Raw genomic sequence first — 16,703 nt, 5'->3', positions numbered from 1 at the left:
GGTTATGTCCCCCTATAAATATCACTATCTATATGATAAAGTTGTAATATTACTATATAGGAGGTCTATTGCTTGTGGGCTTATTTGGAACAAAAAATCCTAAAACAGTTACAGATACGGAGTTTTCTTGGAAAGATAATAAAATTAAAATTACAGAAAGATATGTAGAAACCTCAGGTTTAATTAAATTTATCCGTGTTCCAAAAAAACACATTGAAACAGTTACATATGAAATTAAGACAGTAAAGGTAGCAATGTCTGTAGATATAAACCTTATTGGAAAAGGTGTAATACTTGGAACTATTGATGTATGTATAGACCTAAAAGATGAAGTGCAAGACTGGTTATTAGAAAAACTGAATTTGTGTTAGATTACTAGAAAAACATCATTTAATCCACTTGTTCATAGGCGAGTAGTAACTAAAAATAAAAGGATGGTATTAACATGAAATCAACAGGTGTTACACGAAAAATAGATGAATTAGGGCGGATTGTTCTTCCAAAAGAGTTAAGAACAACGTTAGGAATTGCAGAAAAAGAGCCTGTAGAAATATTTGTAGAAGATGAAAAAATCATTTTACAAAAATATAAATCTTACGATGCTTGTGTAATAACTGGTGATATTTCAGAAAGAAAAATATCATTAGCTAGTGGTCAAATTGTTCTTAGCCCTGAAGGAGCTGAACTTTTAATTAAGGAAATCCAGCAGCAATTAGTTAAATAAGAATATTCTTCTTAGTACATTACAAAGAAAAAGACATCTATATAGATGTCTTTTTCTTTGACTTAAACCAACATGATTCTACTAACACAACTTTTACAATGGCAAATATATTAGCAATATTTCATATCACATTCATTTTAGCACATAAATATCCATTTTTCTGTATAAATAAATATAAATTCAAGAAAAATACATAATTCCTTTGAAAAAAACGAACGTGTTTTCGTAAAATGACTTGATTATATAGCTTGAGTAGGAATATAATAAGAACAAATGTTCTTGTTTGTGAAAATAATACAGTGTATTGCTATTTATTTTTCCGAAACATACAAAATCAAATGTTAATATGTTCTATGCAGACAAGGGAAGAAATTGATCTCTGTCATTATAAAGATGGAGTTATACTATATAAGATTGTCAACATCATAAGTTTGATGCATTAAATAAGACATTAGTTGTTACCGATGTCTTCAGTTTTAACAATCCATTGTACTTAGATTGTAATGTAAAGTGTAGTATTCACAAATATAAAAAAGGTATGGCTGGATGATCCAAACACATACCTTTTCATGGATTTCAAACTTAATTTTTCTACCTTATATTAGAAATGTCGTTATTTAAGCACTATAAATATCATTTACTAAAGTGCTTTTTAATGAAATATGTATAATCGATAAGAACATCTAGCGCTTCTTGTTGCTTTTCAGCAGGTAGATCTGCTAATGCTACTTTAATGGATTCTAATTTACTTTCTAGAGGATTATTTCTTCCAAACAATTCATCTATGGTGATATTGTGTAGCTCTGCAATCCGCATAATCGAATCTGCATCAGGATCAGCTTTCCCATATTCCCAATTTGCATAAGTAGTACGAGCGATGTTTAGGCGATGTGATATATCGGATTGGGTATATCCTTGTTTTTTTCTCAATTCAGCAAGTCGTTTGCTTAGATGGGACATATCATCACCTTTTCCTTTCTGATTTATAAAGTTAGTGTAAAACAGAAAAGGTAAATTGTGTCCTAATGACTAATAATAAGTCATAATTTAATTTTATTTGTAATAATTAGTTTAAATGTTATGATGATAGAGAAATATTAAGCGTTCTATGAGCAAAAAAACAGGAAGAAATCGAAACATTAAATCGAGTTTCTTCCTATTATATATACTTACTAAAATAATGAATTTCCTATATCTATTGTGGCCAAGTTTTGACGTCTTGTACGCTCTCTTAAATAACGTTCTGTAGTCATGATAGATTCATGCCCTAAATAGTCCCTTATTTTTTTTAGTTCAACACCCTTTTCCATTAAGTAATTAGCCATGAAATGCCTACAAGTGTGAGGAGTGATTCTATCCTGTCGGTAACGCAGAAAATCTAAATTTATTTCTTCTATTTTTTTGGCCAAAAGAGAAGAGAGATAGTCCGCTCGATAATTTGATCCATCAGCTTTAGGGAGAAAAGCGGAGGTACTCGATGCATCTAGTTCTGTTGTTTGTTTACGTAAACTTCGAACATGGCATAAAGCATCCAATGTATCTTCAAAGATGCGAACTTCCCTACTTTTATTCCCTTTACCAACAACACGAAGTAGATAGGCACTTAAAGATGAATGGAAGACCAAATCTGCCCATTTTGCAGTTGCGATTTCTTCGATTCGTAGTCCTGTTGTAGTTAACAGAAAAAATGCAGTGTAAACAAAATAGTTGGATTTTTTCAGTTCATCTAATATCTGGGTAACTTCTTCTGGATAAAGGTCACGATTGACTAGCTCTTCTTTTTTTACGGATACTTTTTTAAGGCGACTACTAAAGTTGTCTGAGAGTCCGTTGTTATCATGCACATATTTTAAAAACTGCTGAACTACTGTTTTCTTTTTACGTAATGTAGTGGCCGCATATTTCTTACTTAATTCATAGAAGTAGATTTCCATATCATTATGGGATAACTCCTGGATGGTTCCGATTGTTTCTTTTATGTAACGAAGAAAATGAGAAAGATCATGCAGATACTGTTGTTTTGTTCGCTCACTTCTTTTTTTCGTTAAAGAAGGCTCATCGTGTAAAAATAAATAAACTAATGATTCTTCACTTAATTGGGAGTAGTCTATATTACGGATACCCAAACCCATAATTTTTTCAAAGTGACTGCTATCAAAAAAATCTGATTTTGATTTTACAAGTTGGTTATTATGTTCATAATTTATAATATTCAAATTTAAACACAACCTTTTATAGAATGAAATATTAAACAAATGTTTTTATATATTTTTTTATGATTCTAATTATACCACAATAAATGCATTATTTATTGTGGTATAGAATGAAATGTTTAAATATATATTTTTACCTTAATATTTAACGTTTCTGTTTAGAAGATGTATAATGGAAATGTTTAATTGATTTTTTTGTACATTTCAATCCAAATGCGGTAGGAGGAGATTTTTTTGACTAGTCTTCGTCTGAAAATTTTACAAGAAATCCATAATTTAGAAGATACCCATTGTTCAATTTGCCCTCTGAACAACCTATCAGTGAATTGTACAGATGAGCAAGAACAGGCAAAACAGAGAAACTACAAACATTGTAAAGGTTGTCCCATTTTCGATTCCATCCGAGAGAAAGGAGAGCAATTGAATTCTTTATCGAAAAAGAGTACATTTAATAAGGTACGAGAACGTTATATGAAAAATCCATTTAAGTATCTTCAGTATAAGGAGTACTCAATCAAAGATGTAGTAAAAGAAACAGGTTTAACAAAGTATCAACTAAGAAAATTTAAAGAACAGCTAGAATGAAAGTTTCGGATGAGGTGAGAAATGGACTATTTATCTTTAGAAGAGGTATGCGATAGAGTAGGTTTAACAAAAAATCAATTAGGCTATTTAATTAAGTATAAACAGATCGAACCTATCAATCTGGCTACCTGGAAAGCAGATGGTGGATATCGTTTTGAGCAAGAAGATGTAAAAAAGTTAGAGGAATTATACAAAGACTCTTTAACATTAAAAGAAGCAGCTGAATTTCTAAATAAGTCAAAGACTTACGTTCATAATGCAGCTAAAGACGGGATATTGCCCTTTAAAGAGATTGCTAAAGGGAAATCTACTGAACGATTGTACTTAAAAAAGGATTTGGAAATTTTCAAAGAAAGAATTGAAAACAGATCAAAAGAGGAATCGAAAGAGAAAAAGCAGCATTTAAGTCTCTATCTTGATGAAAAAGTAGTAGAAGCAATAAAGAAAAAGGCTGCAAAAAAAGGGTATAATGGCTACAAGAAGTTTGCTGAAGACATTTTATCCGCAGAAGTAAAAGAAGACATAGAAGAATAGAGCTTTTAGAGAGAATAGACCCCTAAAAACAAAAATATTCTAAGGGGTCTATTTTTGTTTTTAGGAAGTTTTTTATTGTTCAAGTCTAATTGCATTACCTAAAGTGCTGATGTCTCTTACAAGAGAATTTGAGAGGTCGATTTTAGGGTGCATTCCAAAAAAATTAACTTTAATTACAAAACAAGGGTTTATATATAAAATATGGATAATAAAGGAAAGTTTGATGGGTAATTACAAGGGCGTTTTATTTAAAATGAAAAAAGTGAAAAGAAAGATATGAGAGGTAATGATACCAGGATTATAAATACAAAGATTTCATATGGACTTAGTAGGCCTATGGGTATGCTAGAGAATTTGGGCAGATATAAATCGCGGAATATATCAATAAATATACAACTTTTATTTGAAGTTTATATTCTCAAAAAATAGCGTATGAAACTAAGATCAATTATGAAAAATCCAAGAAATATAGTATACATATTTAGATTATAGTAAACTAAAATCTTATAAAACTCCTTAACTAAAAGATTATATACAGACTAAAATTGGACGGATTTTCTATTTTAGAGTGTTGAAGTATGGTAAAATAGAACTATAACTGTATATCGTGTGAAGGTGGGCTTGTTATTATCCCTTCTTTCCATTCGGAAGGAAAGGGGGTGATATAACATGGAATTTTTGTTTGAACTTTTAAAAGAAATTGCAAGAGCAGTTGTGCGTGAGGTTTCAGCATACGCACTGAGAAAGCAATTTGAAAAAAAAGACAACAAAAAACCCGCGCTTCACCGACCAAAGTACAAGCGTGGGTCTAAAAGAAAAAGATAATGCATAATAACAACCACCTTGACAGTAGCAGTTATGAGACGGGATGTTGACAGCATCTCGTCTTTTTTAGTTTATGCAATTTAATTAAGTACTATACTTTTTATATACTGAATATGCATTCAATATATAACTAATCTAAAGTAAACATACCATATTTATATTTTTTGGTCAACGTTTGGAAATATGAGAGACTAAATAAAGTGGTTGCTGTAGCCTTATAATAAAGTCTGATTAAATTAGCTTAATAACCCTTGATAAAAGAACAAATAGAAAAAGCTTGTATTGAAAAAAAGATTGATCAAAACACGCTTTTTCTATATTATTTGAATCATCATTTTATAGAAAATTCGATAATTTTTTGCGCTAAGTTCTTCAATTAAAGCCTAATTTCTTCAAACACAATTTTTCATAAGCTGAAGAGAATGGACCAATATGGCGGTTAATTTCTTTAATTCTTTCTTTTTAGCTAAGAGTTGAATAAAGATGGGGTTATATGTGCTTCTTCAATCTCTTTTCCATTACTTCTGCCATTTGTTTCGAATCTGGATTTCCTTCATTTTTTAATTTATCAATGATGTTGATATAATCCGTTTCATTTCTGTTCTGACTTAATTTATATGCAGCCTGAATGTCTCTCACCTTAATCTTAAATCCAACTATACCTTTTAGTTCACTTTTTAAGAGATCAGGAGAAAGTTTATCCCATAATACTGGATTTTCCCGATTCTCTTCATATTTTTTCAGCATTGTTGTTAATTCTTCTATTAATTCCTCTTTATCTAAAATGCTTGCTTTACCATATACATGGACGGCCTGATAATTCCATGTTGGAACTTCTTCATGTCCATACCAAGAAGAAGAGATGTAAGAGTGTGGTCCCTGAAACATTACAAGAACATCCTCACAAGTTTCAAATGTTTTCCACTGGGGGTTCCCATAAGCCATATGTCCAGTAATAAAATAGTCATCACCTTTTTTAGTTAACCCAATGGGCAAATGAGTTGCGATTGGTTTTTCTTTTTTTGTTGTGACGATTGTTCCAAAAGAGTTTTTTTGAACAAAATCCCAAATTTCATCAACATTTGTGACTTTAAAATACTTTGGAATATACATAATAGCCCACCTTTCAAAAAAGTTATATGCGTGTTTTGATCATTATAAGATCAATTTGTTCGTCATCGCCCATATAAAAGGAGTGAGAGCCAGCTTGTACAAATCCTAATTTCTTATAAAAAGCAATAGCATTTTCATTTTTCTCCCATACCCCTAGCCAGATATTCTTTTTATTCTGTGCTATTGCAATTTCAATAGCATTATTTAGTAGATATTTACCAAGACCATGTCTTTGAAATGAGCCCTTTATATAAATTCTCTCGATTTCAAGTGATTCATCGTCCATTTCTTCAGACTGAGCATCATCGGTATTGACCTTTAGATATCCGGCGATTTACTTTGTTAAAGTAGACAAAAAAGAATTGCGAAGAGGTATTGGATAATTCTTTTTCTAATTGTTTCAAGTTAAATGCCTTTTCCAAATAGTTATTCATATTTTCGGGTGAATTCTGATGTTTAAATGTCTCATTAAATGTTTCATAACTAATTTCTTGAAGTTTGAGTATATCTTCAAGGGTGCACTTTTCTATATTTGTAGTCATTTAAATAGTTCGCTCCTTTAAATAATCAATAATTTCTCTTATTTCCCTTTTTTACAAATTCCCAATCTTTTTCTATATTTTTTCTTACTCTTTGAAGGAGATTAGAAATAGTTTCCGCTTCTTTTTCGGAAAATCCCTCTAATGCAACAGTATTTGAATAATCATTTTCTCTTTTAATAAAAGGATAGACATTTTTCCCTTTTTCTGTCGGGAAAAGTTTTTTGATTTTCTTGTTAGATTCATCTTCTTTCTTTTCGATAAATCCATTGATTTCAAGCTTTTTGATAGCACGGGCTGCTGTTGTACGATCTACTTTTATCATCTCAGACAACTTTTCTTGAATGATTCCTGGGTTTTCACATATTCGCACAAGGTACAAATATTGACCTTTTGTAAGCTCATATTCTTTAAATTCAATATTACTAATAGAATCTAATGCCCTTGCAATCATTCCAATTTCACGAAGAATTTCCTTCATAATGAACTCCTTATTGTTTATTTTTTATTGCAAATGCAACAATTTAAATTTACATTTAATATAAATTATTTTTATTGTAAATGCAACAAAAATAACGATAAAGAGGTTGATAAAAATGAAGTTTGTTCTTTATGTATTAGGAATTTTAATATTAACCCTTGGTATTTCTTTCACAATACAATCAGATCTTGGAACTTCACCTTTTGATGCGCTTTTAGTAGGGCTTTCTTTAAATGTGGGGCTTACTGTGGGAAGTTGGGAAATAATAATAGCTTTATTATTGATATGTTGTAATTCGATTTTACAAAGACAAAGACCAGAATTTTTAGGGTTGTTAACAGCATCTATAACAGGTGTTGGCATTGATATGTGGCTTTTTTTATTGCACAATTTGACAACACCCGAACTATGGTACAGCAAATTTGTTTGTTTTGGATTAGGTTTAGTTATTATAGGATTAGGAACTGCGATATATTTACATACTAATTTCGCACCAATTCCAGTTGATCGACTAACATTAATCATACAAGAATTAACTAGAACAAATATATTTATTTCAAGAACATTCATTTATCTCTTATTTTTGATAATGGCAATGATTTTAAATGGACCAATTGGCGTTGGAACTTTATTAACCGTTTGTTTAGGGGGGATAATCCTTAATTATTTCATGCCATATACTAAAAAGGGATTAAATCGCATATTAACATTCTCTAGTACATCACCAAATAATAATAAAAATAACAGGCATTCATGAACTGAACCCAAAAAGTTAGACAAATATATTAAGCAGCTACTAAGGATTGAACTCTGTATTGCACAGGGGACAATCCTTTTAGTTTTGTTTTAATTCTGTTGTGATTGTAATAATGAATATAAGTTTCTAGTTCTTGCTTAAATTGTTCCATACTTTCAAAATCTTTAAGATAAAGTAATTCGGACTTTAATAAGCCAAAGAAATTTTCCATGACTGCATTATCTAAGCAATTTCCCTTACGGGACATACTTTGGATAACGTTATGTTTTTTAAGCGACTGATGATATTGTCGCATTTGATAATGCCAACCTTGATCCGAGTGTAAAATAGGAGTTTCCTTATCATTCAAACGTTGAAACGCCTTATTTAACATTTTAGAGACAAGGGAATACGCAGGTCTATGTTCTATGTTGTAAGCTATAATTTCCTCGTTATATAAGTCTAAAATGGGTGATAGATATAGTTTTTACCATGTAAGTGGAACTCTGTCACATCTGTTACCCATTTTTCATTTGGTTTTGATGCTTGAAAATTACGTTTTAAAATATTAGGAGCGAATTTCCCGACAGTCCCTTTATATGAACGATATTTTTTTAGTCGAACAAGACATTTTAATCCTGAACTGTACCCCGAATCATGGACACTTAAAAAAAGCCCCATGATTCGGGGTTTTTGTGTATTTTTATCAAAAAAACCTCGTTATAATGGAACCAACGATAGAAATGAGGTACGGAGAATGAGTAAAATTATTTTTAACGAGATTCAAATGAAACAGCTAGAAAAAATAAAAATGTAGTAAAAGCGTCGGAACGTTCGATTAGCTATTGTCCAGATTTCAAAATAAGAGCGGTAAAAGAAAATCAACAAGGAAAAGGTCCTAGCCAAATCTTTTTAGAGAATGGGTTTGACTTAGCTGTGATTAGTGAGAAGAAACCAAAACAATGCTTGAAACGTTGGCAAAGAACTTTTGAACAATTTGGTGAAAAAGGCTTTTATACAGAACGCCGCGGGAAAGGAAGCACGGGATGCCCTTCGGACAAACCTCTCTCTTCTGATGAAAAATTAAAGAAAGCGGAAGCACGTATTGCGTTCTTAGAAGCGGAATTGACATTCCTAAAAAAGTTAGACGAACTCGAAAGGCAGGCGTTACAGAAGAAGCGTTAACACCACGAGAAACATACGCACTGATTGAACAAACCATACGTCGATTCCAATTCCCACGTATGGTGCGTTACCTTTGCACACTGGCTGGAGTAAGTCGGAGTGGATACTATGCGTGGATTCATCAGACAGATAAACATCTAGAAAAAGAACGCAATGATGAAACAGATTATGAATGGATCCAAGAAATTTTTAATCGAAAAGGAAAAACATGTGGTGGTCGTTCTATCAAAATGGTGTTGGAAAAGACAAAAGGAATTTGTATGAATCTCAAGCGTATTTACCGTATTATGCGTAAATATAATCTTGTGACAAAAATTCGCCGAACGAATCCTTATAAACACATCGCAAAAGCGACACAAGAACATAAAACATGTTTGAATCTTTTAAAACGCCAATTCAATCAAGAAGAGCCTGAAAAAAGTATGTTAACGGATATTACCTATTTATTTTATGAAAAAGGAAAGAAGGCTTATTTATCATGTGTAAAAGACAGCACAACACGAGAGATTAGGAGAAGTCATCCATCCTGAAGCGCTTCTACATTCAGACCAAGGTATTCATTATACACACCCTGAATTTCAAAAACGCGTAAGAGAAATGGGAATCAGACAATCTATGTCCCGTAGGGGCAATTGTTTAGACAATGCACCGGTCATATGAAAGATGAATTAGATTACAAAGATTGTCAAACCTTTGAATCCCTTGAGCTTAACATAAAGGAGTATATGGAGGAGTATAATTATAATCGTTATCAGTGGACATTAAAAAAATGGCTCCGATCGAATATCGGAACCATCTTTTAAGTGCTTGATTTTTCAGGGCTTTTTTATTAAAATGTACATTTTATAGGGTACAGTTCAAGCGTAAAAGGATTTTTTTATTTAAACATTTTTCATAGTAGTTATATCAATTGTGAGATGTAGGCTGGCTTGCAAAATAAACTTAGAAGAAGTCTTCAAACAGAACCAAAAGCTTAATTCTTCTCCAACTATAGCCCCACGTTTATAGCCCAATTCACAGTAATCTCAGTGGATTTTTTAACTGCAGGTGAAATTGGCGTTCTAATAGCTAATCCTATGGTTCTAGTTTGTTTTAATTTAAATGGTATAGCTTTTATTGAGTCTAATCCTTTAGGGATAATCATTTCCGGTAAAATGCTAATACCTAGATTATTCTCAACCATTGATGAAAATTATAAATATGACGGGAATAATCCTCTACTGTATTTGGATGTTTCCCTTCCTCAAGTTGTAAATCAAAAAGCTATTGATTTTCTTGAATAAATAGAAAATACTTTTATTTTTCTTTTATTTACTTTAATATCAATAAAGGTACCAAAAAATAGATAGGGGTGCAAAAATGTACGGTATTATTAATTATGAAGTGTTTTTATTAACAGGGATTTTATTAAATCTAATTCCTGGCGCAGACACCATGTATATTGTGGGGAGAAGTATTTCACAAGGTAGAAAAGCAGGTGTGTATTCTGTTTTGGGTATTATTACTGGTTCTTTAGTTCATACATTATTGGTTGCTTTTGGTTTATCTATTATACTAACAAAATCTGTTTTGCTATTTAACACCATTAAGGTTATAGGCGTTATCTATCTTGTATATCTAGGGATTAAAATGATACTTGATAAGACAAATGTAGCTTTCCAAGATTCATCCAATAAATTGAACATTAGAAAGATATATTTACAAGGACTTTTAACAAGTCTTACAAATCCAAAAGTTTCTTTATTCTTTATTGCGTTTCTTCCGCAATTTATAGATACAAAGGCTTCAGGCCCTGTGCCTTTTATTATTTTAGGGCTTACTTTTACAGTAACTGGACTATTGTGGTGTTTATTTGTTGCTTATTTCTCTTCGTATGTCACAAAAAAATTAAGAGGAAACCAAAAGATAGGAATGATTCTAAATAAGGTAACAGGAATGATTTTTATTGGAATGGGGTTAAAGTTGCTTCAAACGAAACCTCCTCAATAAACTTGAGCAACATAAAAATGCCCCCTTTCAAGAGATATTATCTTGGGTAAAAGCTAATTTCTATATACTAAAGAGTCTCTTCAAAATTTGAAGGGACTCTTTGCTTGTTATTTTGGGGTTCAACCGCATGTCTATCAACTTGGGGTTCAGCCGAAATACGTGTAAAAATAGGTCATACCCTGGATTATATTCCTATTTACTGTTTTTTTGTATAGGGTGACGTCAACCAAATGGTATAAAACTCACGATAAGACATTTTTTAGGAATATAAAGCCAATTTCTCTCACTAAGCATAATTCAAAAAATCGATTTCCTATATGATAAGGAAAATCGGCCTTTGCCTGACTATTCGCTTTTAAGTTAAATTAGTAATATGGGATTTAAAAATGATAAACTAACATTCCGAAATCTATTTTATGACTCTGTACACACTTTATTTTAATTTCTCTTTTATTTTTTGAGGTACATCTTCACTTTTAACTTCTTCATAACTATTAATTAATGAAATTTTATCAGGTGTTTGTTTATTAGCACCTTTATCTTCATCTGCCGTAACTTTTAAATATGTTCCTTCTTTAATTGGCTTATCATCATTTGTAACAAATTGGATTGTTTTCTCTTTTCCATTTTCTTTAAATCCTTTAAGGTGTATTGGAATGCATATCTTTCTTTGGTTCCCTGACCTTCAATTTTTACATAATACGTTTCTGTGAAAAGCTTTCCAATATAGCTACAACCTGTTAACGAACTCATGAAGATAATTCCAGTTATACTCATAAAAACTATACGCTTCAACATGTAAATACTCCTTCATGAATATTTAAACTAATAGTTATATTAATATATACATGCTGTATGAATAATGGGGCTAAAGTCTGATTTTAAACTCAGACTTTTTTACTTAAATAAAGATTTTATACGTATAGGTGTTATGTTCTTATAGAAACTGACCAACTGGAAAATCAAGATTGATAGTAGTATTGCGTAATACTGATTCATGATCCTTGGATTTTTCTGAAAAAAACGCATTAAACGACAATTCCTAAGCGTTCACTAAATAAAGCCTGTTCATCTTTACTACCAATAAGGGTTATATGTGGCACAACAGACCAAGCACCAGCATGTTTATAAAACTCAGCTAAAGATGGTTCACAAGTGAATATACCAAAATTTATTTCACTTTGCTCCTTAATCCATCGAGTAGCTGTAGCCACTGTTTGTAAACCAATTCTTTGTCCACGATAGTCTGGATCAGTTGTTATACAACTAAACCCAGCTATATTAAAAATTTGTCCATGATAAATGATAGTTTTACGTACTACCCCTCTATAACTGACCAGTTTTTTATCTATACAGATGTAAAATGAGCGTACATTGAGCTCTTTTTCATGAGTTTCTGGAATTATTTCTTCAGGCATTGGACAAATATTTGGCTATATCCTATGTAAAATTATAGAAATTTCATTTCGTAAACCATCCGGTGTTTGATTATACTCCATAGATTCCACGATATGAGTCATCATAAATTTATTTTCTCACTTTCCACTATATATTTTTTTAAAAAGAATGTGTACTCAATTATTTTCGGATAGATCCTTATAATTATATATTTTATAAATGACGTCAATCCACACTACCTGTAACAAAAACGAAACGAAGGTTTTTGAGATAACAAAACATTATGCAGGTATACGCGCAAGGTAAAACTGGGTAAAAGCGACATTGTCAAAAGAGAATAAATTGGTTAAGATAAATTAATAAAAACAGGAGATGAGGAGATGAGCAGATGAATATAAAGCATAAAGATTCTTTTTCAAAAGTTACACGTCGGAAATTAGTGGATGAAGTATTAGAACAGCTACAAGAAAGAATCTTTTCTGGTGAATATCAGGTAGGAGATCGACTTCCAACGGAGCCTCAATTGATGGAGGAGTTAGGTATAGGACGTTCTACATTGAGAGAAGCCATTAAGATTTTAGTGCATGCAGGTATACTTGAGGTTCGACAAGGACAAGGTACTCATATTATATCGTTAAGTCCCTCACAAAATTCGTTTGAAAACCGATTGCAAAATGCGAACATAGACCATGTATTTGAAGCGAGACTAATGTTAGATAAAGAAGTATCTATCTTAGCTGCAAAACGTAGAAATGAGGAAGATCTATTACATCTGAAAAGTTATCTAAATAAACGAAATCAAACTCTTCAAGATGGAAATTATGTGGAATATATAGAAGCAGACATCCAGTTTCATCTTTCTATTGCTAAAGCAAGCAAGAATCAGGTTCTGTTAGATTTGTATCAATCATTTGTGCCTGCCCTTCGTCATATCCTGAGCCAATTGATATTAAATACAACCAATTATCAAGACAACTCTGTTATTCATGAAAAGCTTTTCTTGGCTATCTTAAATCAAAATGTAGAAGAGGCACAGAAGTATTCCATTCAAAACTTGGCGCTCAAGTAAGCTCCTTATTTATCTATAAACATCAGATGATATACTCAATTTTAAAAATAGTATGTAGAAATCTCTAAAACTAAGTTTAAAGTAAATTCATTAATATTGGAAAAGTTGAACATATAAGTTAAGGAAAGACGATTATCTCAACAGCGATAAGTCGAGTGCTACAAGAAAGGAAATTTATAACTCGTTGAGTCTAATCCCAAGAGAGTATCGATTTTACAAATAAATCATGTGAAATTTTATGACAAATATAATCAAGAGACATTAGAACGTGTAATTGAAGTAGAAGCACTTTCAGAGAGTTTACGAATATTGTTGTTGAAGCGACTTTGTAAATAAATACAACATTAAACATCAGATGATATACTGAATTTTAGTGTTCTAAAAAAGGAGTATGAAAATTGGTAAATTTAAAACGAACATATATATACACTTTGACACTATTTATTGTTTCTATTAATTTACGTATAGGTATTACATCTATTTCACCTTTATTAGAAACAATTCGTCAGGATTTAAATCTGATTAATTTTACCGTTAGTTTTTTAACATCAATTCCTGTTTTATGTATGGGGATATTTGCATTGTTTACAGGTCAAGTGAACAAGCGGTGGGGAACCGAAAAAGCAATTGCAGGCCCATTGTTATCTGGATTTATTAAGGATAAATTCCCTACTAAGATTGGTTTGATGATTGGAGTATATTCAGTTGGAATGGGAACGGGTGCTTCCTTAAGTGCAGGTTTCACCATTCCATTACAACATATATTGAAAGGCTCTTGGAATATGGCACTTGCGTTTTGGAGTGTATTTACTATTGTTGCTCTTATCTTCTGGTATCCCATTATGAAACAGAATAAGAGTATTAAAACACATAACAAACGAAATAATGTATTGCAATTGAAAAATAAGAAAACATGGTTATTTACAATTTTTTTCGGATTACAATCGGGTATTTTTTATTCTGTTACCACTTGGATGGCTCCAACATTTCAAAGTATGGGAGTAAGTAGTCAACAAGCAGGAACTCTTATTACCGTCTTTACGTTTGTTCAAATGGTATGTAGTTTTGTAATCCCAACCTCAGCAGATTATTATAAGAATCGAACACTTTGGTTATTAGGTAGCATTTTCTTTGTACTTATAGGTTTGTTTTTTATCATATATTCATTGACTACACCATGGATTTCTGCTGTTTTAGTGGGAATAGGGCTTGGAGGCCTATTTCCGTTAGCACTTATGCTGCCATTGGATGAAACAAAAACATCGGAAGATGCAAGTGCATGGACTGCCATGATGCAATCAGGTGGATATATTATGGGTGGACTTATTCCTATCTTGACAGGTATCACACGTGACATTTCTCACGATGATCATAAGGTATTTCTCATGATGGCATTTTTAAGTGTGATTTTGCTCATTTTAACGTTAATAATGAGACAGAGGAAAATAGAAACTAATGTTAAAGTCTTTTAGTAATATCGATTTGTTTCAATAAATGACGAAAAAGAACAAGCTTTTTGGGATTAGAAAAGCTTGTTCTTTTTCGTCGTATTTGCTTAGCGTATATTTTTGTTAAAATTTGGACGAGACCCCATGCCCATCAAGCTAAGGTTTTGAAATACACTTAAACGAAAATTTTCTTTCTCTACAGGTAGTTACTTTGAAAAGTCAGCTCTTTTTTTTCGTTTTGGTGCATTTATTTTTCTTAAGTTGATGGGCATATGGCGGTATCACAAAAATAAAATTAAGAATAGCTATTAAATGGGTTGGTTATATTATTGATTGTGGAGGTGAGAAAGATGAATAAAAAACAACAAGGTTATAATAAGACAACTTCTGGAGCTAGCCTCCAAAGTACAAATGCTAGCTATGGTACAGAATTCGCAACTGAAACAAATGTACAAGCAGTAAAACAAGCGAATGCACAATCAGAAGCAAAGAAAGCACAAGCCTCAGGTGCACAAAGTGCAAATGCTAGTTATGGTACAGAATTTGCAACTGAAACGGATGTGCATGCAGTAAAAAAACAAAATGCACAATCAGAGGCAAAAAAATCACAATCTTTTAGCTCAAATCAATAATGAAGGAAAACACTTCTCTATCTTAAGAGAAGTGTTTTCTCGGGCTGTGAAGAAAGTCTTCTCCACAGGCTATTTTTGTGGCTGAACAAATACATAATGCATCACTAGTAACTTTATCAAGCTAACAAAACAAGATTCCCCTAAAATGAAAAAATCCGTTGACTCACCCAAATACAGATAGTGGCTAAGTCCTGCCCTGAAAACTTACGCTTTCGTTGAACAAAATCTAATTCTCTAGCAAGCTTTTCTAAAAATGAAGAAGTAAAATATTGATATAATTCCTCAGTGAATAATTGAAGCTCATCTTGAATCGAAAGATTCATAAAAAATGCCATCCTTTCTGCATATTTCTACAAAAAGAATAGCGATTTTTTTGCTATATGGATACAAATTTATTTTAACTTGATGGTGATGTATGCTTTAAAAATGATTAAAATATTGATAGTAACTGCTGTACTGCCAGATAAAGCAAAAATAAGCGCCTATAAAACTGATGATATTCGTCACAAGATAGAACCTATTATTTCGTAAAAATATAATGGTCATACTAACAATTAATAATCATAATATGAATCAGCGATAAAAAAGTAAATTCTAACAATATATTCTCTTTACTCGTAATAAATCCAGGAACAATTGTTAAATAAAGCAAAATAGCTTTAGGGTTAAGAACATTTAATAAATAAGCATCTTTTATGAATACTTCTTTATCCGAAGCATTCATTTTATTTTGTTTTAATGCACTGATGATGAAAATGCCGGAAAGATAAATTAAAAATAATGAACCAATAACGGTTATTATTTTCAATAAAAGTGGACTACTTAATACAATCAATGAGACTCCTATCCCTGCAAATATTGAATGTGTCAATATGCCTAAGGAAGTACCTACAATAACTTTTTTTAATCCCTTAAAACCTGAAGAAGCTATACTAGATATAGCTAGAGTAAAGCTTGCACCCGGCGAAAGGGCTATAGGCAAAATCGTAAAGATAAATTCTAGAAGTCTCATGTGTATTCAATCCTTTATTTTAATCAAAATTTTTTGGAATGGCGCTTCTTCATTTTTAAATTACCTTGTTAATAAATTCATCAAACAAAATTTTCAATCTGCTTAGAAATAATGTTATATAAATTTTTGATTTACTTAATATACAGCTTGCTTTATTACTACAATAAGATAAACCAAAATCCCTTCTTTATTAAGATATTTCGGTTCATCTTTTTTATAA

At 31.5% G+C, this 16,703-nt stretch carries 19 protein-coding genes and 5 pseudogenes; 13 read left to right on the top strand and 11 right to left on the bottom strand.

What is annotated here, in order from left to right; all coding sequences use genetic code 11:
- The first annotated feature begins 74 nt into the window (after positions 1-74).
- Positions 75-371 carry a hypothetical protein gene (locus ACO6VI_RS28675; RefSeq protein WP_422424753.1) on the top strand — a complete coding sequence of 99 codons (297 nt, stop codon included), beginning with the start codon at positions 75-77 and terminating at the stop codon, positions 369-371.
- Between the two features lie 74 nt (positions 372-445).
- On the top strand, positions 446-724 hold the full coding sequence (locus ACO6VI_RS28670; RefSeq protein WP_422424751.1) for an AbrB/MazE/SpoVT family DNA-binding domain-containing protein: 279 nt from the start codon (positions 446-448) through the stop codon (positions 722-724).
- A 633-nt stretch (positions 725-1,357) separates the two neighbouring features.
- Here the strand turns inward: ACO6VI_RS28670 and ACO6VI_RS28665 are convergent.
- Together ACO6VI_RS28665 and ACO6VI_RS28660 are read right to left on the bottom strand one after the other, a co-directional pair.
- Complete coding sequence (locus ACO6VI_RS28665; protein WP_422424750.1) at positions 1,358-1,684, bottom strand: helix-turn-helix transcriptional regulator; 327 nt, start codon at positions 1,682-1,684, stop codon at positions 1,358-1,360.
- A 212-nt stretch (positions 1,685-1,896) separates the two neighbouring features.
- Positions 1,897-2,940: a tyrosine-type recombinase/integrase gene (locus tag ACO6VI_RS28660; protein WP_422424748.1), complete on the bottom strand. Its 1,044-nt coding sequence runs from the start codon at positions 2,938-2,940 to the stop codon at positions 1,897-1,899.
- A 231-nt stretch (positions 2,941-3,171) separates the two neighbouring features.
- On the opposite strand from ACO6VI_RS28660, the gene ACO6VI_RS28655 reads away from it, so the two are divergent.
- The 3 genes from ACO6VI_RS28655 to ACO6VI_RS28645 all read left to right on the top strand — a co-directional run bounded on the left by ACO6VI_RS28655 (position 3,172) and on the right by ACO6VI_RS28645 (position 4,881).
- Positions 3,172-3,522, top strand: coding sequence for a zinc-finger domain-containing protein (locus ACO6VI_RS28655; protein ID WP_422424746.1), 351 nt, complete (start codon positions 3,172-3,174; stop codon positions 3,520-3,522).
- Between the two features lie 21 nt (positions 3,523-3,543).
- Complete coding sequence (locus ACO6VI_RS28650; RefSeq protein WP_327926496.1) at positions 3,544-4,056, top strand: helix-turn-helix domain-containing protein; 513 nt, start codon at positions 3,544-3,546, stop codon at positions 4,054-4,056.
- Between the two features lie 669 nt (positions 4,057-4,725).
- A complete protein-coding gene (locus tag ACO6VI_RS28645; RefSeq protein ID WP_000394778.1) occupies positions 4,726-4,881 on the top strand; it encodes a hypothetical protein in 156 nt (51 codons plus the stop codon).
- Between the two features lie 489 nt (positions 4,882-5,370).
- Here the strand turns inward: ACO6VI_RS28645 and ACO6VI_RS28640 are convergent, their stop codons facing one another.
- The 3 genes and pseudogenes from ACO6VI_RS28640 to ACO6VI_RS28630 form a co-directional block, all read right to left on the bottom strand.
- Entirely contained in the window at positions 5,371-5,994 is a 624-nt protein-coding gene (locus ACO6VI_RS28640; RefSeq protein WP_422424744.1) for an FMN-binding negative transcriptional regulator, read from the bottom strand.
- 22 nt (positions 5,995-6,016) lie between these two features.
- Positions 6,017-6,536 (bottom strand): annotated as a pseudogene (locus ACO6VI_RS28635) (GNAT family N-acetyltransferase).
- 25 nt (positions 6,537-6,561) lie between these two features.
- Positions 6,562-7,014: a MarR family winged helix-turn-helix transcriptional regulator gene (locus ACO6VI_RS28630; RefSeq protein ID WP_422424742.1), complete on the bottom strand. Its 453-nt coding sequence runs from the start codon at positions 7,012-7,014 to the stop codon at positions 6,562-6,564.
- A 115-nt stretch (positions 7,015-7,129) separates the two neighbouring features.
- Between ACO6VI_RS28630 and ACO6VI_RS28625 the strand changes: the two genes are divergently transcribed.
- A complete protein-coding gene (locus ACO6VI_RS28625; protein ID WP_088119826.1) occupies positions 7,130-7,771 on the top strand; it encodes a YczE/YyaS/YitT family protein in 642 nt (213 codons plus the stop codon).
- Between the two features lie 28 nt (positions 7,772-7,799).
- Here the strand turns inward: ACO6VI_RS28625 and ACO6VI_RS28620 are convergent.
- Positions 7,800-8,389, bottom strand: a pseudogene (locus tag ACO6VI_RS28620) (IS3 family transposase); the annotation flags it as partial.
- A gap of 118 nt (positions 8,390-8,507) precedes the next feature.
- Between ACO6VI_RS28620 and ACO6VI_RS28615 the strand changes: the two are divergent.
- The 3 genes and pseudogenes from ACO6VI_RS28615 (at position 8,508) to ACO6VI_RS28605 (ending at position 10,924) form a co-directional block, all read left to right on the top strand.
- Positions 8,508-9,746: pseudogene (locus tag ACO6VI_RS28615) on the top strand (IS3 family transposase).
- Positions 9,747-9,963: 217 nt separating this feature from the next.
- A complete protein-coding gene (locus ACO6VI_RS28610; protein WP_140160128.1) occupies positions 9,964-10,218 on the top strand; it encodes a hypothetical protein in 255 nt (84 codons plus the stop codon).
- A gap of 76 nt (positions 10,219-10,294) precedes the next feature.
- Positions 10,295-10,924, top strand: a complete 630-nt coding sequence (locus ACO6VI_RS28605) for a LysE family translocator (protein WP_422424740.1) — start codon at positions 10,295-10,297, stop codon at positions 10,922-10,924.
- Between the two features lie 433 nt (positions 10,925-11,357).
- Here the strand turns inward: ACO6VI_RS28605 and ACO6VI_RS28600 are convergent, their stop codons facing one another.
- The 3 genes and pseudogenes from ACO6VI_RS28600 to ACO6VI_RS28590 form a co-directional block, all read right to left on the bottom strand.
- Positions 11,358-11,534, bottom strand: a complete 177-nt coding sequence (locus ACO6VI_RS28600) for a hypothetical protein (RefSeq protein WP_252367754.1) — start codon at positions 11,532-11,534, stop codon at positions 11,358-11,360.
- On the bottom strand, positions 11,483-11,722 hold the full coding sequence (locus ACO6VI_RS28595) for a hypothetical protein (protein WP_422424739.1): 240 nt from the start codon (positions 11,720-11,722) through the stop codon (positions 11,483-11,485). Before ACO6VI_RS28595 ends, ACO6VI_RS28600 begins: the two co-directional genes overlap by 52 nt.
- Positions 11,723-11,861: 139 nt before the next feature.
- Positions 11,862-12,447: pseudogene (locus ACO6VI_RS28590) on the bottom strand (GNAT family N-acetyltransferase).
- Positions 12,448-12,710: 263 nt separating this feature from the next.
- On the opposite strand from ACO6VI_RS28590, the gene ACO6VI_RS28585 reads away from it, so the two are divergent.
- The 4 genes from ACO6VI_RS28585 (at position 12,711) to ACO6VI_RS28570 (ending at position 15,471) form a co-directional block, all read left to right on the top strand.
- Positions 12,711-13,391 (top strand): FadR/GntR family transcriptional regulator, encoded by a 681-nt coding sequence (locus tag ACO6VI_RS28585; RefSeq protein WP_422424737.1) that lies wholly within the window; start codon positions 12,711-12,713, stop codon positions 13,389-13,391.
- A 210-nt stretch (positions 13,392-13,601) separates the two neighbouring features.
- Complete coding sequence (locus tag ACO6VI_RS28580; protein WP_422424764.1) at positions 13,602-13,727, top strand: 3-alpha domain-containing protein; 126 nt, start codon at positions 13,602-13,604, stop codon at positions 13,725-13,727.
- Between the two features lie 62 nt (positions 13,728-13,789).
- A complete protein-coding gene (locus ACO6VI_RS28575) occupies positions 13,790-14,863 on the top strand; it encodes a CynX/NimT family MFS transporter (RefSeq protein WP_422424736.1) in 1,074 nt (357 codons plus the stop codon).
- Positions 14,864-15,189: 326 nt separating this feature from the next.
- A complete protein-coding gene (locus ACO6VI_RS28570) occupies positions 15,190-15,471 on the top strand; it encodes a gamma-type small acid-soluble spore protein (protein ID WP_422424734.1) in 282 nt (93 codons plus the stop codon).
- A 146-nt stretch (positions 15,472-15,617) separates the two neighbouring features.
- Here ACO6VI_RS28570 and ACO6VI_RS28565 read toward each other — a convergent pair.
- Positions 15,618-15,794, bottom strand: a pseudogene (locus ACO6VI_RS28565) (IS4 family transposase); the annotation flags it as partial.
- A gap of 224 nt (positions 15,795-16,018) precedes the next feature.
- Complete coding sequence (locus ACO6VI_RS28560; protein ID WP_422424732.1) at positions 16,019-16,483, bottom strand: LysE family translocator; 465 nt, start codon at positions 16,481-16,483, stop codon at positions 16,019-16,021.
- Positions 16,484-16,703 lie beyond the last annotated feature (220 nt).

Source organism: Bacillus sp. PSXD-155, from assembly GCF_049310765.1.
Lineage (GTDB): Bacteria > Bacillota > Bacilli > Bacillales > Bacillaceae_G > Bacillus_A > Bacillus_A cereus.
This window is presented reverse-complemented; position numbering and strand designations above follow the sequence as displayed.